Annotated in this window: 26 protein-coding genes; 14 read left to right on the top strand and 12 right to left on the bottom strand. The window is 65.5% G+C overall.

Features of this window, described 5'->3' with window-relative positions:
* Positions 1–20 precede the first annotated feature (20 nt).
* Positions 21–1,514, top strand: a complete 1,494-nt coding sequence (locus tag AB4112_RS24630) for a class I adenylate-forming enzyme family protein (RefSeq protein ID WP_441723538.1) — start codon at positions 21–23, stop codon at positions 1,512–1,514.
* Positions 1,515–1,574: 60 nt separating this feature from the next.
* Here AB4112_RS24630 and AB4112_RS24625 read toward each other — a convergent pair whose 3' ends face one another.
* Both AB4112_RS24625 and AB4112_RS24620 read right to left on the bottom strand, forming a co-directional pair.
* Entirely contained in the window at positions 1,575–1,973 is a 399-nt protein-coding gene (locus tag AB4112_RS24625; RefSeq protein ID WP_441723536.1) for an SDR family oxidoreductase, read from the bottom strand.
* 167 nt (positions 1,974–2,140) lie between these two features.
* A complete protein-coding gene (locus AB4112_RS24620; protein WP_441723535.1) occupies positions 2,141–3,043 on the bottom strand; it encodes a LysR family transcriptional regulator in 903 nt (300 codons plus the stop codon).
* Positions 3,044–3,280: 237 nt separating this feature from the next.
* Here AB4112_RS24620 and AB4112_RS24615 point away from each other — a divergent pair, with 237 nt between their 5' ends.
* From AB4112_RS24615 to AB4112_RS24600, 4 genes are all read left to right on the top strand, one after another.
* The gene (locus AB4112_RS24615; protein ID WP_441723534.1) at positions 3,281–4,504 is read left to right on the top strand and encodes a serine hydrolase domain-containing protein; all 1,224 of its coding nucleotides are present in this window, start codon (positions 3,281–3,283) and stop codon (positions 4,502–4,504) included.
* Between the two features lie 32 nt (positions 4,505–4,536).
* Positions 4,537–5,418, top strand: a complete 882-nt coding sequence (locus tag AB4112_RS24610) for an NmrA family NAD(P)-binding protein (RefSeq protein WP_441723533.1) — start codon at positions 4,537–4,539, stop codon at positions 5,416–5,418.
* A 75-nt stretch (positions 5,419–5,493) separates the two neighbouring features.
* On the top strand, positions 5,494–6,321 hold the full coding sequence (locus AB4112_RS24605; RefSeq protein WP_441723532.1) for an aldo/keto reductase: 828 nt from the start codon (positions 5,494–5,496) through the stop codon (positions 6,319–6,321).
* A 489-nt stretch (positions 6,322–6,810) separates the two neighbouring features.
* Positions 6,811–7,119, top strand: coding sequence for a hypothetical protein (locus AB4112_RS24600; RefSeq protein ID WP_441723531.1), 309 nt, complete (start codon positions 6,811–6,813; stop codon positions 7,117–7,119).
* Positions 7,120–7,220: 101 nt separating this feature from the next.
* Here the strand turns inward: AB4112_RS24600 and AB4112_RS24595 are convergent, their stop codons facing one another.
* The 6 genes from AB4112_RS24595 to AB4112_RS24570 all read right to left on the bottom strand — a co-directional run bounded on the left by AB4112_RS24595 (position 7,221) and on the right by AB4112_RS24570 (position 12,150).
* Entirely contained in the window at positions 7,221–7,712 is a 492-nt protein-coding gene (locus tag AB4112_RS24595) for a CopG family transcriptional regulator (protein WP_441723530.1), read from the bottom strand.
* 26 nt (positions 7,713–7,738) lie between these two features.
* Complete coding sequence (locus AB4112_RS24590) at positions 7,739–8,389, bottom strand: type IV secretory system conjugative DNA transfer family protein (protein ID WP_441723597.1); 651 nt, start codon at positions 8,387–8,389, stop codon at positions 7,739–7,741.
* 99 nt (positions 8,390–8,488) lie between these two features.
* On the bottom strand, positions 8,489–9,043 hold the full coding sequence (locus AB4112_RS24585; protein ID WP_309792160.1) for a cytochrome b: 555 nt from the start codon (positions 9,041–9,043) through the stop codon (positions 8,489–8,491).
* 214 nt (positions 9,044–9,257) lie between these two features.
* A complete protein-coding gene (cydX, locus tag AB4112_RS24580; protein WP_309792159.1) occupies positions 9,258–9,398 on the bottom strand; it encodes a cytochrome bd-I oxidase subunit CydX in 141 nt (46 codons plus the stop codon).
* Between the two features lie 16 nt (positions 9,399–9,414).
* A complete protein-coding gene (gene cydB, locus AB4112_RS24575) occupies positions 9,415–10,554 on the bottom strand; it encodes a cytochrome d ubiquinol oxidase subunit II (protein WP_441723529.1) in 1,140 nt (379 codons plus the stop codon).
* A gap of 18 nt (positions 10,555–10,572) precedes the next feature.
* Positions 10,573–12,150: a cytochrome ubiquinol oxidase subunit I gene (locus tag AB4112_RS24570; RefSeq protein WP_441723528.1), complete on the bottom strand. Its 1,578-nt coding sequence runs from the start codon at positions 12,148–12,150 to the stop codon at positions 10,573–10,575.
* Positions 12,151–12,302: 152 nt separating this feature from the next.
* Between AB4112_RS24570 and AB4112_RS24565 the strand changes: the two genes are divergently transcribed.
* The 7 genes from AB4112_RS24565 (at position 12,303) to AB4112_RS24535 (ending at position 19,947) form a co-directional block, all read left to right on the top strand.
* Positions 12,303–13,592 carry an NRAMP family divalent metal transporter gene (locus AB4112_RS24565; protein ID WP_309792156.1) on the top strand — a complete coding sequence of 430 codons (1,290 nt, stop codon included), beginning with the start codon at positions 12,303–12,305 and terminating at the stop codon, positions 13,590–13,592.
* A gap of 116 nt (positions 13,593–13,708) precedes the next feature.
* Complete coding sequence (locus tag AB4112_RS24560) at positions 13,709–15,304, top strand: AAA family ATPase (RefSeq protein WP_441723527.1); 1,596 nt, start codon at positions 13,709–13,711, stop codon at positions 15,302–15,304.
* A gap of 6 nt (positions 15,305–15,310) precedes the next feature.
* On the top strand, positions 15,311–15,766 hold the full coding sequence (locus AB4112_RS24555) for a hypothetical protein (RefSeq protein WP_441723526.1): 456 nt from the start codon (positions 15,311–15,313) through the stop codon (positions 15,764–15,766).
* A gap of 101 nt (positions 15,767–15,867) precedes the next feature.
* Entirely contained in the window at positions 15,868–16,746 is an 879-nt protein-coding gene (locus AB4112_RS24550; RefSeq protein WP_309792153.1) for a polyphosphate kinase 2 family protein, read from the top strand.
* A 76-nt stretch (positions 16,747–16,822) separates the two neighbouring features.
* A complete protein-coding gene (locus AB4112_RS24545) occupies positions 16,823–17,824 on the top strand; it encodes a zinc-dependent alcohol dehydrogenase family protein (RefSeq protein WP_309792152.1) in 1,002 nt (333 codons plus the stop codon).
* 245 nt (positions 17,825–18,069) lie between these two features.
* The gene (locus tag AB4112_RS24540) at positions 18,070–18,798 is read left to right on the top strand and encodes a helix-turn-helix domain-containing protein (protein WP_441723525.1); all 729 of its coding nucleotides are present in this window, start codon (positions 18,070–18,072) and stop codon (positions 18,796–18,798) included.
* A gap of 180 nt (positions 18,799–18,978) precedes the next feature.
* The gene (locus tag AB4112_RS24535) at positions 18,979–19,947 is read left to right on the top strand and encodes an ABC transporter transmembrane domain-containing protein (protein WP_309792150.1); all 969 of its coding nucleotides are present in this window, start codon (positions 18,979–18,981) and stop codon (positions 19,945–19,947) included.
* A 185-nt stretch (positions 19,948–20,132) separates the two neighbouring features.
* Here the strand turns inward: AB4112_RS24535 and AB4112_RS24530 are convergent, their stop codons facing one another.
* Positions 20,133–20,675 (bottom strand): Hsp20/alpha crystallin family protein, encoded by a 543-nt coding sequence (locus AB4112_RS24530; protein ID WP_309792149.1) that lies wholly within the window; start codon positions 20,673–20,675, stop codon positions 20,133–20,135.
* 271 nt (positions 20,676–20,946) lie between these two features.
* Here AB4112_RS24530 and AB4112_RS24525 point away from each other — a divergent pair, with 271 nt between their 5' ends.
* Positions 20,947–21,612: a dienelactone hydrolase family protein gene (locus tag AB4112_RS24525; RefSeq protein WP_309792148.1), complete on the top strand. Its 666-nt coding sequence runs from the start codon at positions 20,947–20,949 to the stop codon at positions 21,610–21,612.
* A gap of 9 nt (positions 21,613–21,621) precedes the next feature.
* Entirely contained in the window at positions 21,622–23,427 is a 1,806-nt protein-coding gene (locus AB4112_RS24520) for an ABC transporter ATP-binding protein/permease (RefSeq protein WP_441723524.1), read from the top strand.
* Between the two features lie 15 nt (positions 23,428–23,442).
* On the opposite strand, the gene AB4112_RS24515 is transcribed toward AB4112_RS24520, so the two are convergent.
* The 3 genes from AB4112_RS24515 to AB4112_RS24505 all read right to left on the bottom strand — a co-directional run bounded on the left by AB4112_RS24515 (position 23,443) and on the right by AB4112_RS24505 (position 25,267).
* Positions 23,443–23,871 carry a universal stress protein gene (locus tag AB4112_RS24515; RefSeq protein WP_309792146.1) on the bottom strand — a complete coding sequence of 143 codons (429 nt, stop codon included), beginning with the start codon at positions 23,869–23,871 and terminating at the stop codon, positions 23,443–23,445.
* Between the two features lie 85 nt (positions 23,872–23,956).
* Positions 23,957–24,427, bottom strand: a complete 471-nt coding sequence (locus AB4112_RS24510; RefSeq protein ID WP_441723523.1) for a Spy/CpxP family protein refolding chaperone — start codon at positions 24,425–24,427, stop codon at positions 23,957–23,959.
* 288 nt (positions 24,428–24,715) lie between these two features.
* Positions 24,716–25,267 carry a YbhB/YbcL family Raf kinase inhibitor-like protein gene (locus AB4112_RS24505; RefSeq protein WP_441723522.1) on the bottom strand — a complete coding sequence of 184 codons (552 nt, stop codon included), beginning with the start codon at positions 25,265–25,267 and terminating at the stop codon, positions 24,716–24,718.
* Positions 25,268–25,471 lie beyond the last annotated feature (204 nt).

The following is a 25,471-nucleotide window of genomic DNA, read 5'->3' as shown; positions in this document are numbered from 1 at the left end:
AGCCAAAAGGAAGATCTGCGATGTTAACTGATGGACTTTATTCGCGGGCAAAAACCTGCCCTGAATCCGTGGCATTTATTTCCAGGAACAATCACTACAGCTATGATTGGTTCGCGTTGAAAGTTAACCGACTTGCGGTCGGGTTGCGGGCTCATGGTATTTGTGCAGGCGATCGCGTTGCGCTGCATATGACCAACATCCCAGAACTACTGGTTTCATACTATGCCTGCTTCCGTATAGGTGCGATCGCAGCACCGCTGAACATCAGGTGCAAGACAGCGGAACTGCGGTCGCTCCTGGAGCGGCTGCGGCCGGCGATCTACCTTGGCGAAGCACAGCTCTACCCTCAGGTTGCGACAGTGGAATCCGAGATTTTGGCAGATGGCGCGCGCTTTGTCGTCGGTATTGGCGAGAATGCGGGCGCTCAAGACTGGGACAGGCTGTTAGATGACACGGGGCTAGGGATGGATTTCAATCATCCTGATGCCGGTGAGCTTGCTGTACTGCTCGCGACCTCCGGCACCACCGGCGAACCCAAGTTCGTGGTACATACGCATGCGACCCTATCAGCATTCAGCAAGATCACTGGACATCTTGGGGTTGATCGAGAAGATGTTGCCATCATCGCCATGCCGTTGGTCCACATCGCCGCTCTTGTCTCCTCCATATTCTGCATCGAGAGTGGCGCTCCGATTGCGCTCTTCGAGCGCTTTGATGCGGATACCGTATTGGCCGCAATTTCGGTACACCACTGCAGTTGGATGATCGGCACGCCCGCGATGTTCGCTCAAATGTTGATTCGTCAGCGCGCTGACAGTCGTGACGTGTCGACGTTACGGAGTTGCCGGAGCGTCGGAGACGTTTGTTCCCTCGAGATACAGCGGGCGTTTTCCGAGGTTTTCGGACTTCCCTTGCGCACTTTTTGGGGGTCGACTGAGACAGGCGCGTTTGCCTACGGTCTTGAACTGGGGCCGGTCAGCCGCATCCCACCGGAATTGGAAGTCCGCGTGGTTGACGACTGTGGCATGACGGTCCCCGATGGAGAGGTCGGAGAGATGTTGGTGCTGGGACCAAGCGTTACTCCCGGATACTGGATCGAACCGGGCCGCATCCAGGATCCTAAGTCGGACGGCTGGTTCCCGACCGGCGATTTAGTGCGGAAGGGTGACGGCGACGACGTGTGGTTCGTGGGCCGCAAGAAGGACCTAATCGTCCGAGCGGGATCGAACATCTCGCCGGTTGAGGTCGAGCAGGTTCTGTTGGGCCACCCGGCCATACGCGATGCCGCCGTATTTGGAATCCCGGACGAGATCGAGGGCCAGAAAGTGGCTGCGCTCATTCATCTCGCCAGCGATGCGCGTGAAAATGCGATCGATGATATCGAGGAATATGCAAGGCGGTCTTTGGCCGACTATAAAATTCCCGAGAGTATTCATATAGTTCACGAGATTCCACGAAACGCTTTGGGCAAGGTCGACCGGAAGGCGCTGCAGACATTGGTTTTGAGCTCCTGATAAGGCAATACCCGGTGCCAGCCAGAATTCCGCGTGACCGATCCGGTCGGATCCGCACTATCAAGTCATTGCAATGCCGCTCCTCCCTTTTCGTGTGTCGTTGGGAAGACGATGCGGTTGAGGTATCTGCGTAGCTGAATCAATCTCCATCGCGGCGTGTCGACAGCGCCCCCTTGATGAAGGCGGTGACGATCGACAGAGACAGGCGGCAGCACCACGCGTAAGCCCAATGCGCCGTTTTGGGATCGAGGCAGCGGATCGCTGCGAAGGTATGCCGAAGGGGATGCGCTGCTCGAACTTGGCCACGAGCACCTCGTCCTGCAGCATGCCCTTGATCTTGCTGGTGTGCGTCAGGCTCGGGCAGACGGAGTTCACGCGGATGTCCCTCCGGGCGAGGCCGAGCGCCAGGGTTCGCGTCAGGTTCACCATGGCGCCCTCGGCGGCGTTATGGGGCCTCATGCCTCAGTCGCCACCCGTGCCGCACCCCGAAGCGGTGTTGACGATCGCGCCCCCGGTCTTCTCCGGATGCGAGATCGTCGCCCGGTAGCCGAAGATCACGCCGTGGCTTTTAAAGATCCGGTTGATTTATTCGCCCAAGATTTCTTGCCACGCGAAAATCAAGCAGATCACAATCCGGTCGCGACCTCCTGGACGAAGTCCAGAAAAACTCTGACCTTTGCCGGGGGAAGATGGCGCGAGGGGTGGTATGTATAGAGCGGATAAAGCTCCTCCGACCAATCCGGCAAAATCCGCACCAGTTCGCCGCGTTCCAAGAAGGGCGCAAGACCCACGGCGACGCTCTGGAACACCCCTTGGCCCGCCACGCAGGCGGAGACTGCGACGGAAGGATCGTCGAGCACCAGGCGGCTTGAAATCTTGACCTCGACGATCTCGCCGCCGCGGTGGAACTCCCACGGGAACGGCAGTCCAGTCTGTGGATCGCGGAAGAGAAGTGCCTCGTGATGGACGAGGTCATGGGGCGAGCGCGGCTCGCCATGGCGGTTGAGATACGCTGGCGCGGCGACCGTCAGGATCGGTGTTTCGAGGAGCTTGCGCACGATGAGCGATGATCCGTCCGGCGGGCCGAAGCGTACCGCGACGTCGACGCCCGCCATCATCTCCTCGCGATAGTTGCTGGTGGACAGATCGACCTGGAGCATTGGATAGCGCGCCAGGAATTGCTTAAGCGTCGGCGCAAGGACCATGCGGGCGAACCAGGGGTCGACCGACACGCGCAGCCGCCCGCGCACGACGGCCGCGGCGCCGGCCACTTCGGCCACCGCCTCGTCGAGACCGGCAAGCAGCGGCATCACCTGCGCATAGAGGCGCCGCCCTTCCTCAGTGAGGCTCACCTCTCGTGGATTGCGGTCGAAGAGGCGAACGCCGACCCGCGCCTCCAGGCGCGCCACCGCCCGGCTCACGCCCGAGGGCGTCAGGCCGAGCGTTTCGGCCGCCCGGGCGAAATTCCCGGCCTCCGTGACCGCCGCAAGGACGCCGACGCCGGTGAGAAGCCGTGTGTCGAAGCCCATTTCATCTCCTCCGTGGCACCGCCGGCGGCCACTCTGCAGCATGGTGATTATAAGTCACAGTAACATTGATCTTAATGCGCATGAATCACGATATGGCGCGGCTTACAACGGCGTCATCGCAACGCCATCGCGGGCAAGCAGCCACATCGCCCTTCCTGCGACCGTCCAAAGGGGCCAGCCATGAACCAGGCGTCACGCAGAACCATTCTCCAGCGCGGAGGCTTACTGACCGCCCTCTTGACGCTCGACGCGGCCGGCCCCGCCTTTGCCGCTAAGAGACCTGCCACGTCCTTGCGGAGCGCGGGAGCGATCGATTCTGCCTTGCGCGGCGGCGTTGCCCGCAACGACGTCGCCGGGGTCGTTGCCATGGGAGCCACCCGCGACGGCCTTGTTTACGAGGGCACCTTCGGCAAGTCGAACGTCGCAACCGGTGCGCCGATGTCGGTCGACACTGTGTTCTGGCTGCTGTCGATGACCAAGGCGTTCACGGCCACCGCCTGCATGCAACTGATCGAGCAGGGCCGCATCAACCTCGATGACGATGCGGCCAAGTATCTGCCCGAACTCTCCGCGCCGCAGGTCCTCGAAGGCTTCGCCGCCGACGGCACGCCGCGCCTGCGACCGGCCAAAGGCGTCATCAAGGTGCGGCACCTGCTCACCCACACCTCCGGCTTCACCTATTCGATCTGGAGCGAGGTGCTGACCCGCTACGAGCAGGTCACCGGCATGCCCGACATTGCCACCTGCAGGAACGCCGCCTTCACGGCGCCGCTCGAATTCGAGCCGGGCGAGCGGTGGCAGTATGGCATCAGCATGGATTGGGTTGGCAAGCTGGTGGAAGCCGTCTCCGACCAGTCGTTGGAAGTCTATTTCCGCGAGAACATCTTTGCCCCGCTCAACATGAAGGATTCCGGCTTTCTGATCGGCAGCGCGCAGAAGAAGCGCGTCGCCACCTTCCACAGCCGGCGCCCCGATGGCAGCCTGGAGCCGGCGCCTTTCGAGATGCCTCAGCGGCCGGAGTTCTTCATGGGCGGCGGCGGCGCCTTCTCGACGCCGCGCGACTACATAACCTTCCTGCAGGCGCTGCTGAACGGCGGCGCGCTGGGCGGTAAGCGCATCCTGCGTCCGGAGACGGTCGCGCTGATGATGCAGAACCAGATCGGCGAATTGAACGTCCACGAGATGCCCTCGGCGCAGGCGCCCTATTCGCGCAGCTTCGACCAGTTCCCCGGCCAGCCGCACAAATGGGGCCTGTCCTTCGACATCAACACGCAGCCCGGGCCGAACGGCCGCTCGGCGGGCAGCATCTCATGGGCGGGCCTTCTCAACTGCTACTTCTGGCTCGATCCGGTCAAGCACGTTACCGGGGCGCTCTTCACGCAGGTTCTGCCCTTCTACGACGAGCGGATCGTTGCCCTCTACGGCGCCTTCGAGCGCGAGCTTTATGCCGGGCTCGCCTGAACCCGCGCGTGCCCCAACTTAGGAGAACCGAAATGTATGCAATCACCGGAATCACCGGCAAGGTCGGCGGTGCCCTGGCGCGCGCCCTGCTTGCCGACAGGCAGCCTGTCCGCGCCGTTCTACGCGACGAGGCCAAGGCTGGACCATGGATCGCACAGGGCTGTGAGATCGCCCTTGCTGAGATGGACGATGCGACGGGCCTCGCGTCCGCCTTCCGCGATGCCGAGGGCGTCTTTATCTTGCCGCCGTCGGAATTCGATCCCGAACCTGGCTTTCCGGAAGCGCGGCGCGTGATCGAGGCGCTGGCCGCGGCCCTCTCGGAGGCGCGGCCAGCCAAGGTGGTGTGCCTGTCGACCATCGGCGCCGACGCCCCGTACGAGAACCTGCTGACACAGCGCACCTTGTTGGAACAAGCCCTGGGTGATCTCGGCCTGCCGGTCACCTTCCTCCGGCCCTGCTGGTTTATGGAGAATGCGGTATGGGACGTTCCCGCCGCGCGTGACGAAGGCGTGCTGCGAAGCTTCCTTCAGCCCGCTGACAAGGCCTTCCCGATGGTCGCGACGCAGGATGTTGGCAGCACGGCGGCGGCGTTGTTGCGGGAGGTTTGGAGCGGAACGCGGATCGTCGAGTTGGAAGGTCCGCAGCGCATATCGCCGAACGACCTCGCTCGGGCCTTCGCCGAGGTGCTGGGACAGCCGGTACGGGTCGAGATCGTGGTGCGCAACGATTGGGAGGCTATCTTCCGCGGACAGGGCACCCGCAATCCGCTGCCCCGGATCCGCATGATCGACGGATTCAACGAGGGCTGGATCGCGTTCCGGGACAGCGGTCGGTCGGCGAAGAAAGGCACCGTGACACTCGAAAACGTCGTTGCGGAACTTGTCGGCCAGAGCCGCTCCACAGCGGCCGGCTGACATCTGCAGCCTGCGCCCGCGAAGCACCGGCGGGGCTGCGTCCCGCCGCAACGTCATCTATGAAAGGACGATATCATGGACGCCATCATCACCAGGGGCGTTGCAATCCCTCGCCTCGGCTTCGGCACCTTCCGCATGCCGGGGGCCGACGCCCAGCCCGTGGTCGAGAGTGCGCTCGCAATCGGCTACCGGCACATCGACACCGCCGCGATGTACGAGAACGAAGCCGCGGTCGGCGCCGCCATCGCCGCGTCCGGCATCCGGCGCGACGACCTCTTCATCACCACCAAGGTCTGGCACGACCAACTGGCGCCGGATGCGTTGCATCGGGCCTTCGACGCCAGCCTGCGTAAGCTCGGGCTTGGTCATGTCGATCTCTACATGATCCACTGGCCGTCGCGGGACATGGACATGGCGGCGACGCTCATGGCGCTGACCTCGCTACAGGAGCGCGGCCTTACGCGCGCCGTCGGCGTCTGCAACTTCAACCTGCCGATGATCCGTCGCGCGGTGGAAGAGATCGGTGCGCCGATCGCCAGCGTCCAGCTGGAATACCATCCCTTCCTGTCGCAGACGTCCATGCTGGGCTATTTGCGCGAGAAGGGCATTCCGCTGACCGCGTATGCTCCGCTCGCGCAGGGTCGGGCGGCGAGCGACCCGACGCTGGCCGCGCTCGGCCGCAAGCACGGCGCCAGCGCCGCGCAGATGGCGGTCGCCTGGCTGCTGGACCAGGAGGGCGTCATCGTCATCCCGAAAGCCAGCCGGTCGGAAAGCCAGAAGGCCAATCTCGAAGCGCGCAGCATCGGATTGGACGACGACGATCGTACCGCGATCGGGGCGCTGCCGAAGGATCAGCGCTTCGTACGGCCACCGTTCGCTCCGGATTGGAATGCTATTGGTTGAGCGCCCACGTGGGCGAACCGCACCGCCGAATATCCATCCATATTAGTCGTTCTTAGTGTCTGACCCGATAAGAGTTGAGTGATATCAGTCGGTTGTGATTCGGTCGCGGTTGCGAGCTACGACGACTGTGAAATAGGGGGGCCTCGAGAAACTGATGCCGGTGACCCGGACGCCACTCGGGAGCGGGATCATCGCCGATCCAGCAAATTCAGGGTAACCACCCGATGAGGACCGCCTTGTGTGACGGCGGTGAAGATCGGAGGTCATAGGGTAATCCTAGGAGTAGCGCTATGACGATGCCGCGAGCTGAGGTGCTGCCTCTGGTGGAACGCCGCCGGCGCTGGTCGCGGGAGGAGAAGGAGCAGATCGTCGCCGCCCAGTCACACTTGTGTCCATAACCGCCCTTGTGGACACTTCTCACCCTCATCTGATCAACGATCCAATCAGGGTCGGTGAAATAAGGCGGTCGAGGAAGGCGGCCTTGCCCGGATGCGTACCATTCAGGACCCGACGCAGCGCCGCGGCATCGACCTCCCGGTCGACCCGCAGTCGGCGCCCGTCTCCGAAATCGATCTCGATCAGGCCGGCCTTCCGCTGCTGACGAAGCGGTGGCCGCGGTTCGAGCCCCGCTGCCGCCTCGACAACCATCGGAGGCGTAATCTCGACTGGTACAAGCCGCTGCTCCGCGACATCGGCCCGCTCGCAAAGCTCCTTCCGGTGAAGGCCCAGTATCGAGACGCCAACACTATGACCGCTTTGGGCGCCGTTCAGTTCGGCCGATTCGGCAGCAAGGCATAGAGAATCGTGGATTCGACGGATGTCCGGTGTCGAGGCGGCGATGCTGTGTCGTCTTTTGGCGCGTTGCGGAAGACTTTCCGAACCAGGGAGCGCCGTAGGGGCTATCTCTGACCGAGCGCCTCTGGAGAAGTTGGGTCGTGATCGTCCGCCGTTGGCTCATCGCCACTCGAAGCCCCGGTATTGCAGCTGGGCGTAAGAATGTCGTTCGGGATCTCCTGCAACAGGCCTTTTCCCTTCGCGAGTCGCCGCCCGAGCGCCTCGACAAATCCCTGATACCGTTCCCGCTCCTTGGCCTGTGCTGCCGATTGGGCGTCGTTCGGCAGGGGCGGCGTGACCGTAAGCCAGAACCGAACGAAGAGTGCGAGTGCTTCGACTGAAATCCCGACATCACGTTCCAGCCGTTCGATCTGCCGAGACAGCCGGTCGAGACGACGGGTAAAAGCCGCCTCGCGCTGATCCGACCCGTCCGGCGACAGGAAGGACGCGACCGCGGCCTCGACGATCGAGGAGCGCGACAGCCGCCTGCGGTCAGCGAGTTCCTCGATCCGCCGCAGCAGGTCGGGCGAGAAGTAGACGTTCAGCCTGGTTTTCATCAGCCGCTCACAGCGCGATGCCATCATCAGGATCCATCGCCGCCTGCCGGGCAACGGTCCGCATTCTCCGCCGCACCGCTCTCGCCTTGACGGCCTCGTCGTCCGGCGTCCTCGAGATCGGCGAACTCCTTGGTCGGCATGGCCGTCTCCGGCGCAATGGCTTCGTGCTCTGGCAGCATGGGCTCGCGCCGGATGCCGCCGTTTACAGGATCCTCTGCGTCCTCCTCGGCTTGCTCGGCGGCCGCCGAATCGCCTTGCGGCAGTATGGCGATCCAGTCGTCGGCGCCGGGAGCGGCCCCTCCTCCGTCCGGCAGCAATGAGAGCTCCGCAGGCGGCGGCAGAACTCTGCGGGTAAAACGCGCATCGTCGTAGTAGCGAACCTTTCTGGCCCGGATCGGCGACATGCCGGAAACAAGCACGAGTTCCTCCGAAGGCGGCAATTGCATCACCTCCCCCGGCGTCAGCAGCGGTCGCGCCGTCTCCTGGCGCGACACCATGAGTTGACCGAGCCAGGGCGAGAGCCGATGCCCGGCATCATTCTTCATCGCCCGGAGCTCGGTTGCCGTGCCCAGTGCATCGGAAACTCGCCGCGCCGTCCGCTCGTCATTGGTGGCGAAGGCGACGCGGACATGGCAGTTGTCGAGGATCGAGTTGTTGGGCCCATAGGCCTTCTCGATCTGGTTGAGCGACTGGGCGATCAGGAAGCTCTTCAGGCAACCCTCCAGTGCTCGAACGTCGCGACTGCGTTCAAGGCATGGCTGAACTGCTGCGGTCGATCAGATCGAGCGGCGCGACACCGGCAGCATTCTTTGCATGACCCCGTCGCGCCGGAAGAATGCGTGATACAGGGCCCCAAGGACATGGAGGCCCACCAAAGCCAGCAACACATTGGACAGCAGACCGTGGAGATCGCCGGCGAACCGGCCGAAGGACGATCCCTTGGCCACCAGATCCGGCAGCGTCATGAGACCGAACGGATTGACCACCCATCCGCGCTCGCCTGCCCAGAGCCATCCGAGCACGGGAAGAGCCAGCAGCAGCACGTAGAGGAGGATCTGGATCGTCTGCGATCCGAGGCGTTGCCACGCCGGCAGATCGTCTGGCAGCGGCGGCGCTGGGCGCAGCAGACGCCAGGACAGGCGCATCAGGACGACAATGAAGATCACGATCCCGAAAGAAAGGTGCAGGCTGATCAGCGTATCCGGCGAGGACAGGCGTTCAGGCGCTGCCCACGCCAAGCCGAACTGGAGGATCAGGAGTGCCAGGGTCAGCCAGTGCAACGCCTGGGTGACCGCGTCATAGTTGGATCGATCGCACTCGGCATCGCGCATGGCGGCCCCCTCATTGGCGGATAGATCAGGCTGTCGCCCGTGATGGTCAGTGGATGCGGTTCGTAAAAGCGCATCCAGTTACAAATCGACAACCAGGTTCGGCGGATGTGCGCAGTGGATCCGAGCGTCAGGCACGCCACGCAGCGCGGGAGATAAACCACCAGCAGCATGCAAAGCAGCCCGGCCGCAGGGAGGTCGAGACTCCTGCCGTCCCTCAATACCGACTGGATCGCCGCAGCTCCGCGTCGACCGGCGCCTTCGCCGCGCTGACTTCGTGCAGCTCGAGCCACATGGCGTTGAGGATGGAGAAGGCGCAGGCGAAGCCGACGCCGAGGATCCAGGCGAAATACCACATCGGTCATCTCCTCCGTTCAGTAGGTGCTGGTGGGATTGTCGGAGACGTAGGCGAGGGTCACGCGGCCCCGCAGCACGCGGTAGACCCAGGCCGTGTAGGTGATGATGAGCGGCAGGAAGACCACGGTTGCGCCCAGCATGATGGCGAGAGTCAGGCGGCTCGACGAGGCGTCCCAGACCGTCAGGCTGGCGTTCGGGTTGAGTGAGGACGGCAACAGGAACGGAAACACGCTGAGCCCCGCCGTCGCGATCACGCCCGCCACGCCCAGCGCACTCGCCAGGAGCGTGAGGCCGGGCCGCCGCAGGCCGGACAGCGCAATCACGCCGAGCGCACCGAGGAAGGCGAGTACGGGCGCGGCCAAGGTCCAGGGCTGCGTCCCATAGTTTGCCATCCAGGCCCCGGGGGCACGCGCCACCTGCTTCAGCAGGGGGTTCGACGGCCCGTCATGCGCCACCGCGCCGACGATGGCATAGCCGTCGATGCCGATTGCCACCCAGAGGCCAGCGACGGCGAACAGCGCAATGAGGACGATCGCGGCCAGACGCATGAAGGTGACCGCGCGGGCTGCCACCGGCTCCGCCGCCTTCAGCGCCAGCCAGGCGCCACCGTGCATGACCAGCATGGCGACGCTGACGAGGCCGCAGAGCAGCGCGAACGGGTTGAGCAGCCCGAACAGGGTGCCCTCGTAGGTCATGCGCAGCGTCTCGTCGAACCGGAAGGGCACGCCCTCCAGGACGTTGCCGAAGGCGACGCCGAAGACGAGCGACGGCACCAGGCCACCAACGAACAGAGCCCAGTCCCAGGTCCGGCGCCAAGTCGGATGATCGATCTTCGATCGGAACTTGAAGGCCACGGGCCGCAGGATCAATGCGCACAGCACCAGGAACATGGCGAGGTAGAAGCCGGAGAAGGCGACCGCGTAGAGCGGCGGCCAGGCGGCGAAGATCGCGCCGCCGCCGAGGATGAACCAGACTTGGTTGCCCTCCCACACCGGGCCGACGGTGTTGATCACGACCCGCCGCTCCGCGTCGGTCCGGCCGACGAAGGGCAGCAATATTGCGGCCCCGAGGTCGAAGCCGTCCATCACAGCGAAGCCGATCAGGAGCGTGCCAAGCAGCGCCCACCAGATCAGGCGCAGGGTTTCGTAATCGAGCATGATGCGGTCCTCCCGGAACTATTCCGCCGCGGCCGGAACTGCGGCCAGATCGGGCTCAGCCGTAAGATCCGATCCGGCCGCCGCGGGACCGACACGGATGGCCTTGACCATCAGGGTGACGTCGATCGCGAAGAGGATCGAATAGAGGGCGATGAACCCCAGCAGCGTGGCCAGGACATTGCCGGCCGTCAGGTTCGACACCGCCAGGTAGGTCGGCAGCACACCTTCGATCACCCAGGGCTGGCGCCCCACCTCCGCCACGAACCAGCCGAGTTCGGCGGCGATCCACGGGAGCGGAAGCGCGCCCACGGCAATCCACAGGAACATCGGGGACGCCTGCAGCCGTCGGCGTGATGCCAGGACGAAGGCGATGGCGAAGAGGCCGATGAAGAGGAAGCCGAGCGCGACCATCAGCCGGAAGCTCCAGAACAGCGGGGAAACCTGCGGCACCGCGGTCCAGGCAGCCTTTTCCACATCGGCATCGGTGGCGGCCAGGATGTCCGGCCGGATCGGCTTGAGCAGGAAGGCGTAGCCGAGGTCTTCGGCATGGGCCGCCAGCCTCGCCCTGGCGTCGGCATCGTTGCGATCGGCCTGCAGCCGCTCGAGCCCGCCATAGGCGATCAGGCCGGAGCGGATGCGCGCCTGCGCCCGCGCCACCAGCTCGTTGATGCCCGGCACCTCACCGTCGATCGACCGGGTGGCAATCAGCCCCAGCATCCAAGGCACCTTGATCTCGTAGTCGGTGCGATGCGTCTCCTGGTTCGGCAGACCGAACAGGGTGAAGGAAGCCGGCGCCGGCTCGGTGTCCCACATCGCCTCGATCGCGGCGATCTTCATCTTCTGGTTCTCGCCGGCGGTGTAGCCGCTCTCGTCGCCGAGCACGACGACGGACAGCGCGGCCGCGAGGCCGAAGCTGGCGGCCACGGTCAGCGATCGCTTGGCCAGGTCGACATGCCGGCCGCGCAAGAGGTAGAGGGCGCTGATCGAGAGCACGAACATCGCCCCCGTCACATAGCCGGCACTGACCGTGTGCACGAATTTCGCCTGCGCCACCGGGTTGAAGATGACGGCCATGAAGTCCGTCACTTCCATGCGCATCGTGTCGGGGTTGAACCGCGCCCCGACCGGATGCTGCATCCAGCCATTCGCGATCAGGATCCACAGCGCCGACAGGTTCGACCCCAGCGCCACCAGCCAGGTGACGATCAGGTGGCCGACCTTCGACAACCGGTCCCAGCCGAAGAAGAACAGGCCGATGAACGTCGCCTCGAGGAAGAAGGCCATCAGCCCTTCGATGGCCAGCGGCGCGCCGAAGATGTCGCCGACATACTGGCTGTAATAGGCCCAGTTCATGCCGAACTGGAACTCCATGGTGATGCCGGTGGCGACCCCCATGGCGAAGTTGATGCCGAACAGCACACCCCAGAACTTCGTCATTCGGCGCCAGACCTCGCGGCCGGTCATGACATAGACGCTCTCCATGATGCCGAGCAGCACCGCGAGGCCGAGTGTCAAAGGCACGAACAGGAAGTGGTACATGGCCGTCAGGCCGAACTGCAGCCGCGACAGCTGCACGACATCCATGGCGATGGTCATGGCGCGGTATCCCCTGGATAGGCGCCGGCATTGGACGCCCCGAAGCGCTGGTATCAACCACGGTGGCCGCGGGCACCTTGATCTGGATCAAAGCCCGGCCGCGGCGGCGTCTGCCATAGGAAAGGCCTTCGAAGCGCAGTCCGGGACGGAAAATGGCCAGCCTCATCGAGACGGACGGTGGCAGGAAGGCCAGGCGGCGATCGCGACCTGGCCTGCTCAGGACTCTGGGCCCCGGCCTGGTCACCGGCGCCGCGGATGACGACCCGAGCGGCATCGCCACCTACAGCCAAGCCGGCGCGCAGTTCGGCTACGGCATGGCCTGGGTCATGCTGTTCAGCTATCCGCTGATGTCCGTCACTCAGTCGATCAGCGCCCGCATCGGCTGCGTCACTGGCCGCGGCATCGCGCAGAATCTGCGCCGGCACCATTCGCGGTGGCTGCTGCGGACCGTCGTGCTGGCGCTGCTGGTGGCGAACATCGCCAATCTCGGGGCGGACCTCGGTGCCATGGCGGCAGCGGCGCAGTTGCTCATTCCCGGCCCTGCCCTGCTGTACGGCATCGGCTTCGCGGCGCTGTGCATCGTCCTGGAGGTCTTTCTCAGCTACGCGCGGTACGCCGCCGTCCTGAAATGGCTCACCCTGTCCCTGCTGGCCTATGCCGCGGCGGTCTTTGTCGTTCATGTGCCGTGGAGCGAGGCGTTGCTGCGGACGTTCGTGCCGCATCTGGTTTTCGATGCCGACCATGCCGAGGTGCTGGTGGCGCTGCTGGGCACCACCATCAGCCCCTACCTCTTCTTCTGGCAGGCGTCGCAGGAGGTCGAGGAGCGGCTCCGGCGCAAATCGCAGCCGCTCTATGTGACGCCCGCCCAGGCAGGTCCGGAACTGGATCGGGTCCGGATCGATACCTGGGTCGGCATGGGCTATTCGAACCTGATCTCGCTGTTCATCATTTTCGCCACGGCGGCAACGCTGCACGCCAACGGCATCACGGATATCCAGAGCTCGGCGCAGGCGGCCGAGGCGCTGAGGCCGATCGCAGGCCCCCTTGCCTTCGCGGTCTTCGCCTGTGGCATCATCGGCACCGGCCTGCTGGCCGTTCCCGTGCTGGCTGGCTCCGCCGCCTACGCCGTCTGCGAGACGTTCGACTGGGTGGAGGGCCTCGACCACAAGCCGAAGGAGGCGAAGGCCTTCTACGGCGTGATCGTCCTGGCGACGGTGCTCGGCCTGGGGGTGGGCTTCACCGGAATCGATCCGATCAGGGCCCTATACTGGAGTGCTGTGCTCAACGGCCTCCTGGCCGCGCCCCTGATGGCGACGATGCTCCTGATCGCGACCGATCGTCGGATCATGGGGTCGTTCATCCTGCCCCGATCGATGGTCGCCGTCGGGTGGCTGGCCACAGTGGCGATGGCGGCCGCATCCATCGCCCTCCTGATCCTTTGAAAGATCAGCAGGGTGCAGCGCTTCGCGCGTCGTCCCACGGATGCTGCGTTTGATCCAGCGCAAGGCCGGCCCCGCCGAATGCCGGCACCATCGTCCTCACCAAGGAGGAGGCATCGATGGTCGACACACCGCAGCAGGACGTGATCGCATTTCTTTCGCAGCCGGAGGCCTATGGCGTGGATTCGGTGCAAAGGGTGGAAACGCACGCTTCCGTCGTCTTCCTCGCCGGCGGACATGCCTACAAGCTCAAGAAGGCGGTGCGGTTCAGCTATCTCGACTATTCCACGCCCGAGCTCAGGCATGCGGCCTGCGAGAAGGAGCTCGCGATCAATCGCCGGACCGCACCGGGTCTCTATCTCCGGGTCCTGCCGGTCTGCCGTGCGGCCTCCGGCGGCCTCACCCTCGGCGGGGACGGGACGATCGTCGACTGGCTCCTGGTGATGCTTCGCTTCGACGGATCGGGCCAACTCGACCAATTGGCCAAGCACGGCTTGCTCACGACCCAGATCATGCGCCGGCTGGCGGACCGCATCGCCGAGTTCCACCAGTCGCTGGCGGGCGAGCCGGACTTCGGCGGTCCGGCGGCAATCGCCGACATCATCGTCGAGAACGACGGCAACCTCTCCCGTTACGGCGCGGATCTGTTCGAGGCGGCAGCGGTCACCGGTCTCACGCGCCGGTCCCTGGATCAAGCTTCCCGACACGAGGCGCTGCTCCATCGCCGGCAGCGTTCCGATCATGTCCGCCGCTGCCACGGCGATCTTCACCTTGCCAACATCGCCACGTGGCATGACGAGCCGACACTGTTCGACGCCATCGAGTTTTCGGACCGCCTGGCCTGTGTCGACGTCCTCTACGATCTGTCCTTCCTACTGATGGATCTTCTGGACCGGTCGCATCGGGATTTCGCGAACGCTGTGTTCAACCGCTACCTCGACCGCATGCCGGACGAGGCCGATGGTGTCGCCCTGCTTCCCCTCTTCATGTCGATCCACGCCGCCATCCGCGCGCATGTCCAGGCAGCAACGGCCAATGGCACGAGCGATGCAGCGGCCGGCTTGGAGGCGCGCAGGCGGGCCACAGCGTATTTCGCCCTGGCCGACGAGTTGTTCCGAAGCCCCGAACCGCGATTGCTGGCCATCGGCGGCGTCAGCGGTACCGGCAAATCGACCCTCGCCGCTTTCCTCGCCCCCTATGTCGGCCCGCATCTGGGGGCCCGGGTGCTGCGGTCCGATGTCATCCGGAAACAGCTTCACGGAGTGGCGCCCGAAGCGCCTCTTCCCGACGGTGCCTATGGCCCGGAGCAGACGGCACGGGTCTACGAGACCCTTCTCACCGAGGCCGATCGCCTGCTGGCGGCTGGCTGCACGGTCATCGTCGACGCCACCTTCCTCGATCACGCCGAGCAGGACGCAGTCAGAGTCGTGGCGCAGCGTCGGGGCGTACCGTTCGCCGCCCTCTGGCTCGAGGCCGCGGATGCGATCCTGGTTCCCCGGCTTTCGGCGAGGGTCGGCGACGCGTCGGACGCAACACCAACCGTGCTCGCTCGGCAGCGTCGAGATGAGATGGGGGCACCGGGATGGGCCGCCTTCACCTCCGATTGTTCGATCCCGACCCTCGCTTTCCGAACCCTTCGATATCTGGGACGGCTCGGCTGGCCGGTGCAGACGCCAGCGGAAACGCCGCTGCTGCAGGCGATGGCCCGCGCCTGAACAGGCTTGCGCCAGATCAAGGTGGCCGTCGCCACGGCGAGCAAAAATAACTGGATCAAGTGTCGATCGCAGGAGAGCAAGATGAGCCTGAGCCGAGTGCGAATGGAACTGGCGCGAACGCCGGAGGCGCCCGCGGGGGCGCCGGATTGCGGCTACGAGCTGATCGCTCCGCTGGATCCGGATGGACATCTCAACCCCGACGCCTGGCGTGCCCAGCGCGCCGAGTGCACCGTCCGTCGCTTCTGGCAGGGAACGGATGACGAACACGGGCAGCTGATCCACACGCGCCAACGGCGCTGGGCCTTCTCTTATGCGCCGGGCGAAGATGACGACGAGCCGATCTGGCGGCTCGACACCCATCGCTTCGTCGAAGGCGAATATGTCTCGGTGACCGAGCACGACGGCGTCACCCGGCCCTTCCGCGTCGTCCGGGTGAGACCCTGGCCAGCGGCCTTTGGGTGATTGACTGCAACAACCAGCGGGATTGCGATGCCGCCGCCCGAAGGGCGGGGCAACTCCGACCGCGGCAATGCCGCCGGGGCGTTCACGGGATGGAGGCGACAGTGCTCAAGCTCGACAAACTCGCTGCATGCTATCGGCTCGAAGACGGAGCCGGCTTCCGCCTGCAGGATTGGGATCCGGGCGACACCGGCGGGCTGAGCAGCGGAGAGGCGGCTCAGGCAGGCCTGGCCCAGAGCGTCGAACAGCTCGCCGAGATGCAGGAGAAGCTCTACGCCCAGGACCACTGGTCTGTGCTGCTGATCCTCCAGGGAATGGACGCGGCTGGCAAGGACGGCACGATCAAGCACGTCATGTCGGGTGTGAATCCCCAGGGCTGTCAGGTCACGCCGTTCAGGCAACCCTCGGCGGAGGAACTCGACCACGACTTCATGTGGCGCACCACCAGGCATCTGCCCGAGCGCGGGCGGATCGGCATCTTCAACCGCTCCTATTACGAGGAGGTGCTGGTCGTCCGGGTGCATCTGGATACCCTCGCCAACCAGCGGCTGCCGCCGAGGCTGGTGGACAAATCGATCTGGACGCAGCGCTACGAGGACATCAACGCCTTCGAACGCTACCTCTCCCGCAATGGCACCCTGATCCTGAAATTCTTTCTCAACCTCTCGAAGGACGAGCAGAAGCGGCGCTTCCTGGCGCGGCTCGACGACCCCGAAAAATCCTGGAAATTCGCCCCCGGGGACGTGGCGGAACGCCAGCGGTGGGACGACTACGCATCCGCCTACGAGGAGATGATCCGGGCGACGGCGACGCCGCACGCCCCGTGGCACGTGATTCCCGCTGACAACAAATGGTTCACCCGCCTGGCCGTCGCCGCTGCCACGGTGAATGCCATGGAGGGGCTCGGCCTCTCATACCCGGCCGTCGGACCGGAGTTGCAGAGCCAGCTGCTGTCGGCGCGGGCTCTGCTGGAGAACGAGTAGCCACGGGCCGTTGCCGCACATACAGCGTGATCGACCGACGACCGTCGTCCCGTGGTCAGGCGAAGGGAAGTGCATCATGAAGGCGATGATCCTGACGCAGCCGGGTGCACCGCTGGAGCCGGCCGATCTGCCTTGCCCCAGCCCAGGACCGACCGAAATCCTGATCCGTGTGTCGGCCTGCGGCGTCTGCAGGACCGACCTCCACGTCGTCGACGGTGAGTTGGCCTCACCGAAGCCTCGGCTGGTCCCGGGGCACGAGATCGTGGGCCGGGTGACGGCAGCGGGAAGCGAAGCCACCCGCTTCAAGATTGGCGACCGTATTGGCGTCCCATGGCTCGGATGGGCTTGCGGCAATTGCGAATTCTGCCGCCGCAGCCAGGAGAACCTCTGCGAAAGCGCGCGTTTCACCGGTTATCAGCTCGACGGCGGCTATGCCGAATTCGTCAAGGCGGATGAACGGTTCTGCGTGCCGATCCCGGAGCGCTACGGCGACGTCGAGGCGGCCCCTCTCCTCTGCGCCGGGCTGATCGGCTACCGCGCCCTCCGACTGGCTGGGGACGGGCCGCGGCTCGGCCTCTACGGCTTCGGCGCCTCCGCGCATATCGTTATCCAGATCGCCCGCCACCGCGGCCAGGAGGCCTTCGTCTTCACCGTGCCGGGCGACGCCGAAGCGCAGGCCTTCGCACGACGCCTGGGCGCGGCCTGGGTCGGCGGCTCCGACGAAATGCCGCCGGCGCCGCTCGACGCCGCCATCATCTTCGCCCCGGTGGGTGATCTCGTCCCCGCCGCACTGAGGGCGATCCGGAAGGGGGGCACGGTGATCTGCGCCGGCATCCACATGTCGGACATCCCGCGCTTCCCCTATGCCCTGCTATGGCCGGAACGGACCATCCACGCGATCGCCAACCTGACGCGCCAGGACGCCGAGGCCTTCATGGCCGTCGCCGCGGAGGTGCCGATCCACACCGAGACCCTGGCGATACCGCTCGATCAGGCGAATGAGGCCCTGGCTCGGCTTCGCGGAGGTCAGCTGACCGGAGCGGCGGTGCTGGTCCCGCCCCGCGACCCCGCCGTTTGACCCCTCAGCTGTACCGGCTCGCCAGCGCCACGCTGGCCGCGAACACGCCGAATGCGGCGAGGATCAGCGCTCCAGGCGCAATCATGATGCCCTCCGATGCATCAAGGGCATCGACAGCAACTCGCCTGCCCTTGCCGGGTTCTTTTTTTCGCTAAGTAGTTTCCCGTACGTATCCTTCACAATGATGCGGCGCATGGCCGAGGCGTAAGACAGCTGCACGTCCACCCGACGGCAGCGAGATCAACATGCAGACGCAGCACGCTTTCTCCGCATCCCGGCCGGCGCCGGGCTTCATCCCCGCCCTGGCCCCCCACCCCAACGACGGCACCGATGACGCCCCGGCCGGCCTCACCGCCCTCGGCGCGGTGGCCACGCTTCGCCGCGGCACCGCCGCCTACCGCGAGGGTGATCTCGCCTCGCACTGGTACCGCGTCGTCTCCGGCACCGGCTGCACCAGCAAGCTGTTGCCCGATGGCCGCCGCCAGATCGGCGCCTTCCTCCACGCTGGCGACTTCTTCGGCTTCGAGGCGCTCCAAGAGCACGGCTTCGCCGCCGAAGCCCTCACCGACATGGTTGTCATCCGTTACCCGCGGCAACGCGCCGAGAGCGCAGGCGACGCCGACCCGACCCTGAATGCTTTCTTGCGCGAGATCGCGTGCCGCTCCCTCACCTGCGCCTATGAGCGCCTTCTGACCCTGGGCCGGAGGACGGCGACAGAACGCGTCGCCAGCTTCCTGCTCGAACTGGCCAGCACCGCGCCGGACGGCAGGACGGTCAGCTTGGCGATGTCCCGCAGCGACATCGGCGACTATCTCGGCCTGACGCTCGAGACCGTCAGCCGGACCCTCGCGGCCCTCAAGCATGACGATCTGATCGACATGGCCGGCCCGCATAGCCTGGTACTGCTCGACCGCCCTGCGCTGGAGGAGATGACCGAAGGCGACGAGCCCGCAGTCCGGTTCGGGCGCGCCTGATCCCGCAGGGTCCCAGTCGCCGATCCAAGGAGCGCGGGAACGCCGGCACCGCAGGTCAGCCAGCTTCGGCCGCGGGACAGGTGCGGCGCTCACACGATGGCCTTGCACCCACGCTGTGATCTTGGCCCGGCGACGGGCCCCACAGCAGACGTCGTGGACAGGCTTGAAAGGCGTGAGGGCATGGGCTTCACCACACCAACACTCGCCGGCGGCTCGACGGTCGACCTTCCGGATACGCTGCTCGGCTTCATCCTGCGGGCCAGCCGCTGGCATCAGCTCGCCCTTGCGGTGTTGTCCACCGGCGTATTCCTGCTGACGATCGCACCGATCGAGCTGCAGCGCCGGATCGTAGACGATACCCTCTACGAGCATGACTTTCGCCCGGTCCTGCTCCTTGCACTGGCCTATGGCGGCGTGGCCATCCTCGAAGGGCTGGTCAAGCTGCTCACGAACATCTATCGCGGGTGGGTCGGGGAAAGCGCGGTGCGGCTGCTGCGGGAGAAGGTCCGGCTTGGGTTGCACGATCTCCCGGCGGCCCGGCATGACAGCATGGCAGACGGCATCGGGCTCTCCATGATGGTCGCCGAGAGCGACGATATCGGCGGTTTCGTCGGCAACAGCTTGTCGGAACCGGTCCTGCAGGGCGGTATCCTGCTGAGCGCCTTTGCATACATGCTCTACATCCAGCCGTTCATGGCGCTTGCCAGCTTTGCCGTCTTCGTGCCGCAACTGGTGCTCGTGCCGATGATCCAGGGCCGGATCAACCGGCGCGTATCGCGGCGCATCACGATGCTCCGGCAGGTCAGCATCGCCGTCACCTCCTCCCCCGTCAGCGCCGGCAGCGAAGAGCAGACCCGCCGGTTCGATTCCATCTTCACGCTGAATGTCGGAGTGTTCGTCCTCAAATTCTCCATGAACTTCCTGATGAACATCTTCTATCACCTGGGCGTGACATGCGCCTTCGGCCTCGGCGGCTGGTACGTCGTCCATGGCGAGGCCGGGATCGGCACCGTCGTGGCCATCATTTCCGGGCTTTCCAAGATCAATGACCCGTGGGGCGATCTCGTGACCTGGTACCGGGACCTGACCGTCACGCAGGTGAAGTACCGCTTGATCGCAGACGCCCTGAGAGCGATCCCAGCGGCATGATCGCCGCGGCAGCAGGCAGGCGATCGGGGCGGCGGGATCCGTGGTCTCACCGGAGCGCCGCCCCGCCTGACTCTCGATGCCGACGACCAATCGATGCGAGGGGCCATCGAACGCGTCGGGCACCCGACCGCGACAGGCGCGGAGGGCCTGCGGACGATGACCACAGGCCCGGGCGTCTCAGGCGTTCACGCCGCCTTCACATCGATCTTCTTCTCGGATTTGATCGCTTCCACCGTCTTCGGAAGAACGACGGTCAGCACACCATTCTTGAAGCTCGCCTCGATCTTGTCCGTGTCGACGTCGGCAGGCAGCGGGAACGCGCGCTGGAAGGAGCCATACCGCCGCTCGGACAGATGATAATCCTGCTTCTGTTCTTCCTTCTCTTCGGCCTTCTCGCCCCTGATCGTCAGCGTCCCATTCGACAGCTTGACCTCGATATTGCGCTCGGCCAGGCCCGGCAGCTCGGCCGTGAGCTGGTACCCCTTTTCACCCTCCGCAATATCCATGGCCGGGACCATGCCCTGCGTCATCGCGCGGGGCCATGTCGGCTCGTCGCCGACCATCGGGCGCCCGAGCGGGAACAGCCGCAGGCCTCGATTGAAGCTCTCGAAGACGTGATCGATCTCATGGCGCAGGATCTGAAGCGAATCCCAGGCGCGCGTGGGCGCCGGCGTTGAGCCAGCAGCGGGCTCGGACTTGACCGGCACCTTGGTCACGACTTGTGTCATCGTCATTCCTCCTTGCTGACGAGGGGTGGATGGCCGGACGAATTCCGAGCTCCACCGCCACTCGTGGGTGAACGCCTTGGCCCGGGCCCCTGAGATCCGAGGCGAGGTCGGCAAGACGCTCCACTACCCTGACGGACTTTTGCTTCGCTGCGCCTTGACCTGAGTCAAATCTGACCTTACGGGCCACGCCGAACCAGGATTGATCCTGATCAACACCCGATCGGAACGGGCTGGATAGGGTGCTGCGGAAAACGCTTACCCGGGACCCGCCATGGATCTCAGCAATATCCGCATCCCACCCGCCGGACTGACTGGCACGCTGCGGCTTCCGCGCCCCACGAAGGCTCTCATCGTCTTCGTGCAAGGCAGCGGTTCGAGCCGTTTCAGCCCACGCACGACGCTCATGGCTGAGGCGTTCCACAGGCGGGGGTTCGCGACCCTGGTGTTCGATCTCCTGACCACGGCGGAGGAGCGCCAGCCGGCCAATGCGTTCGATATCCCGCTGCTGTCGGCCCGGCTCGCCGCTGCACTGCGGTGGATCGCCCACGAACCTGCTGTCGCCTGCCTCCCGCTCGGGCTGCTCGGCACCGGAACCGGAGCCGCAGCGGCGCTGGTCGCCGCGGCGGACGGGCCGCGCATCGGAGCGGTGGTTTCATATGGAGGCCGTCCGGACCTCGCTGGCCAGACCATCGATGAGATCCGGGTGCCGGCCCTCCTGATCGTCGGCGGAGCCGATGACGGCATTCTCGCGCACAACCGGCATGTCTACGCCAGGCTGAGGGGTCGGAAAGACCTCCGGGTCATCGAAGGCGCCGGCCGCTGGTTCTCGGAGCCCGGCGCGCTCGCGGAGGTGGTCGACCACGCCGCGCTCTGGTTCAGCCGATACCTGTGCCCTGAAATGATCGGCACCCAGGACATCATCCCTTCCGACGGCTAGGAGCTTGCCATGCCGCTTCCGCGAGCGACCACAGCAGTTGAGGCCGCTCCGCGACCGAGCCTCGGGGAGCACAGGCCGGCGCAGTTCGGGGTTTTCTTCGACGCGCTGAAGACGTCGGCCGATAGGACGGCGTTGGCCTGCCTTGCCACGGGGATCCTCCTCGTGGTCGTCGCCACGACCCTCGCCCAGATCAGGCTGAACGCGTGGAACCAGCCATTCTACGACGCGCTGGCCCAGAGGAGCGTCGATGCCTTCGTCCGGCAGTTGATGGTCTTTGCCGCCATCGCCGGGACTCTTCTGGTGCTGAACGTGATGCAAAGCTGGCTCCACGAGATGATCAAGGTGCGGCTGCGGGGGTGGCTCACGGGCGATCTGATCGCCCGTTGGCTCGAACCGGGACGAGCGTATCGGCTGGTCTGGGCGGGGGAGGCCGGGGTCAACCCCGACCAGCGCGTCCACGAGGATGCCAGGCACCTGACGGAACTGTCAGCCGACCTCTGTGTCGGGCTTCTCCAGTCAGGGCTGCTGCTCGCCAGCTTCGCCGGGGTTCTCTGGGTGCTGTCGGAAGACGTCGTCTTCTCGCTGCAGGGCCGGCCCCTCGCGATTCCCGGCTACATGGTGTGGTGCGCGCTGTTCTATGCCGCGACCGCTTCCTGGTTCAGCTGGCGTGTCGGCCGTCCCCTGGTGAATCTCAATGCCGAGCGCTATGCCCGCGAGGCCGAGCTGAGATTCGCACTCGTTCGCGTCAACGAGAATGCCGACGGCATCGCACTCGGCGGCGGAGAGGCCGATGAGCGGCAACGCCTCGATCATGAGTTGGGCCAAGTCGTCGCGGTCACGCGCCAACTGGTCAATGCCGGAGCCAGGCTCACCTGGATCACCTCCGGCTATGGCTGGTTCGCGATCGTCGCCCCGATCCTGGTCGCCGCCCCCGGGTACTTCGCCGGCAACCTGTCCTTCGGCAACCTGATGATGGCAGTCGGCGCCTTCCTCCAGGTACAGCAGGCGCTGCGCTGGTTCGTCGACAACTACAGCCGCATCGCTGACTGGCGCGCGACGCTGACCCGCGTCTCCGCCTTCCGCCAGGCGCTGGCAACTGTTGAAGGCCTCGGCGGCCAGTCCGCACGCATCGAGGTTGCGGATCATCCCGCCGCCGGCTTGGCCTTCGACCATCTTGCGGTCACGACCGCTGCGGGCCGGGCGGCGATGACGGAGGAGCAGATCGAGATCGCGCCCGGCAGCCGCGTCCTGATCGTCGGCCGGCCTGGTTCCGGCAAGAGCACCCTGTTTCGGGCATTCGCAAGGCTGTGGCCCTGGGGCACGGGGCGGCTTCTCCTGCCGCCGCGGCACAGCACAATGTTTCTGCCGCAACGGCCCTACATGCCGCTCGGACCACTGCGCGCCGCCCTGACCTATCCCGCCGCCCCGTCCAGCTTCGGAGACAATGCCCTGGTGGCAGCTCTTGAGCGGACCGGGCTGGGTCACCTCGCCCCGCAGCTCGACAGTTCCCAGCGCTGGGATAAGGACCTCTCGATGGACGAGCAGCAGCGGATCGCGTTCGCCCGCCTGCTGCTGCACAAGCCAAAGTGGGTCTTCATCGATGAGGCCATCGACATGCTCGACGAAGACCATCGCCGGATCGTGCTGTCGATCTTCAGGAAGGAGCTGTCCGACGCCGCGGTGATCAGCATCGGCCGCCGCGCCGTCCGCAGCGGTTTCTATGAGCGGATCCTGCATCTGAACCGATATCCGCTAAGCAGGCTGCACACATCGTCATCCGACGCCGCCGTTCCAACGGGAAACGGTACAGGCTGATCCGGATCGGCCCTGTCAGCGGAGGACCAGAACCGGAATCCGAGAATGAGTCAGGACTTTCTGCGTCTCGCTGCCGAGCACGACCGCGGAGATGCCCCGCCGCCCATGCGAGGCCATCGCCACCAGATCACAATCCTGGCTCGTCGCCACATCGATGATGGCGGCGTAGGGCTGCTCGTGTTCGATCGCGATCGCCTCGCATGGCACACCGAAGGTCCTCGCGATCTCGATGCCTGGGGCCAGGAGTTCGCGTCCGTGCTGCTCCGCGTACTGGGCGTATTCGTCAGCTCCCACCAGCGGCCAACTGCTGGCGACATGGAACGGTTGCGTGACCGTGAGCAAGGTCACCTGGGCATGGATCTCCGCCGCGAAGTGAAGGCCCCGGTCGACCGCCTTGTCCGCGAGGGGCGACCCGTCCGTCGGAATCAAGATGTGCTTGAACATCCCTCTGCACTCCCCTGCATGGGCCGCCCGGTGCCCCATCCGAACGCGTCGCAACGGTCCGAAGCGGCAGGCGGCGGTCTCATCATCATCCGCCTGCGTGCCGCAGAGCGGAATCGAGGCGGTGTTTCTGATCGTCGCTCAGCACCCGGTACAGCGCATCATAGGCCGGGCAGATGATCTCGGCCGCCTGCAACATCGCCTCGATCTGCCGATGGATCGCGTCGAGCTCCGTGGGCGATCCCTCGGCGCACGCGCTCCGAACGGTCTCCCGGGCGCGACCAGCGGCCGAGACCAACGCATCGAACGAGCTGCGCTGTGCTTCATTCGGCCTGATGACTCCCCTCATCCAGGCGAGATCCTCCATAACGCCGTCGCCGAGCCAGGAACTGCACGGTGCCCAGCCATGGGGGTCAACGCGGTCGAACGGAACGGCAGTGCCCGATGGCGCTCCGTCCCGCAGCGCTTGAACGGTAGGGGCGGCCGCCGACGCTCCCGCCAGTCCGAGCGCCAACGCCACTGTCAGCAGTGCTCCGCGGGTGCTGTTCGCGTGGCTCATCGTGACGACCTTCGCGTCCCGGCCGCGGGTCCCCGATACCCGATCGGTGCCCCCGCGACGGTCTCAGCCCGGAGTGGCATCCGGATGGCACGGAGCCGCCCGTCCCGCAGCCTGGCAAACAGAGTGACATCGTGGCCGAGCGACCGGCAGAATGCAGCATCATGGCCTGCCAGGCGCAACGCTTCACGGCGCGTCTCGAACCTTCCGGCGGCCATGTGCCCGGACACCACGGTCCAGCCGGCCAACCGGGGCTCAACCACATAGGCGACATGGACGATCTGGGACATGTCAATTCTCGCTGCCTGCGGCGCCCTGCCGGACGCTGGCCGGACGCCGCAGCCCACCCTCGGCGATAGCCGGGTCAGCGGCGTTTGGATGGTTGCGGCCCCCATGGACGCCGATGACCTCGGCCTCGGCGATGGCCAGCCGTCGTGCGGCTCGCTCGACATCGCGGCAACTGGGTTCGCGTGATAGCGGAAGCCGCTCGACCTGGAGGGCGAACAGTCGGAAATGATAGTGGTGGGCCGATCGCGCCGCGCCAAGGCAGGGGCCACCATAGCCGAGATGGCCGAGGTCGTTCATGGCCTGACGCACACCCCGCACGGCATTCACCTGGGGCAGCCCTTCGCAGAGGGCCGCCTGTTCGCGCGGGATATCGTAGACCGCCCAGTGATGGCACGGATGTTCGGCCGCATCGGGATCAGCACAGACCAGCGCGAAGCTTCGTGTTTCCCGAGGCGCATCCCGCCAGGCCAATGGCGGCGAGAGATTTTCGCCATCGCGCGTGCACTCCAGCGGCATCTCGGCGCCATCCGAAAACCAGGCTGAACTGATCTGCATGTGAACCTCCCGGCCTGCCAGGCCGATACAGTGTGGGGCACCTGGACTGCGCGGCCGATCGTGACCTGCAGTTCCAAGGCATGAAATCGAGCCTTGGCGCGGCGCGATCGAGCACCCGGCCCGCGAGAACATCCCTGCCCGATCTTCCGCTGGCCGGGAGTAGCCTCGACCGCGCCGCAACTTGAACGGTATGGCCGGGCAGCC

Origin of the sequence: Inquilinus sp. 2KB_23, assembly GCF_052115705.1 — a bacterium.
GTDB classification, from domain to species: domain Bacteria; phylum Pseudomonadota; class Alphaproteobacteria; order DSM-16000; family Inquilinaceae; genus Inquilinus; species Inquilinus ginsengisoli_A.
Note: the sequence above shows the minus strand (reverse complement) of the source record. Positions and strands in the feature narration are given on the sequence as shown.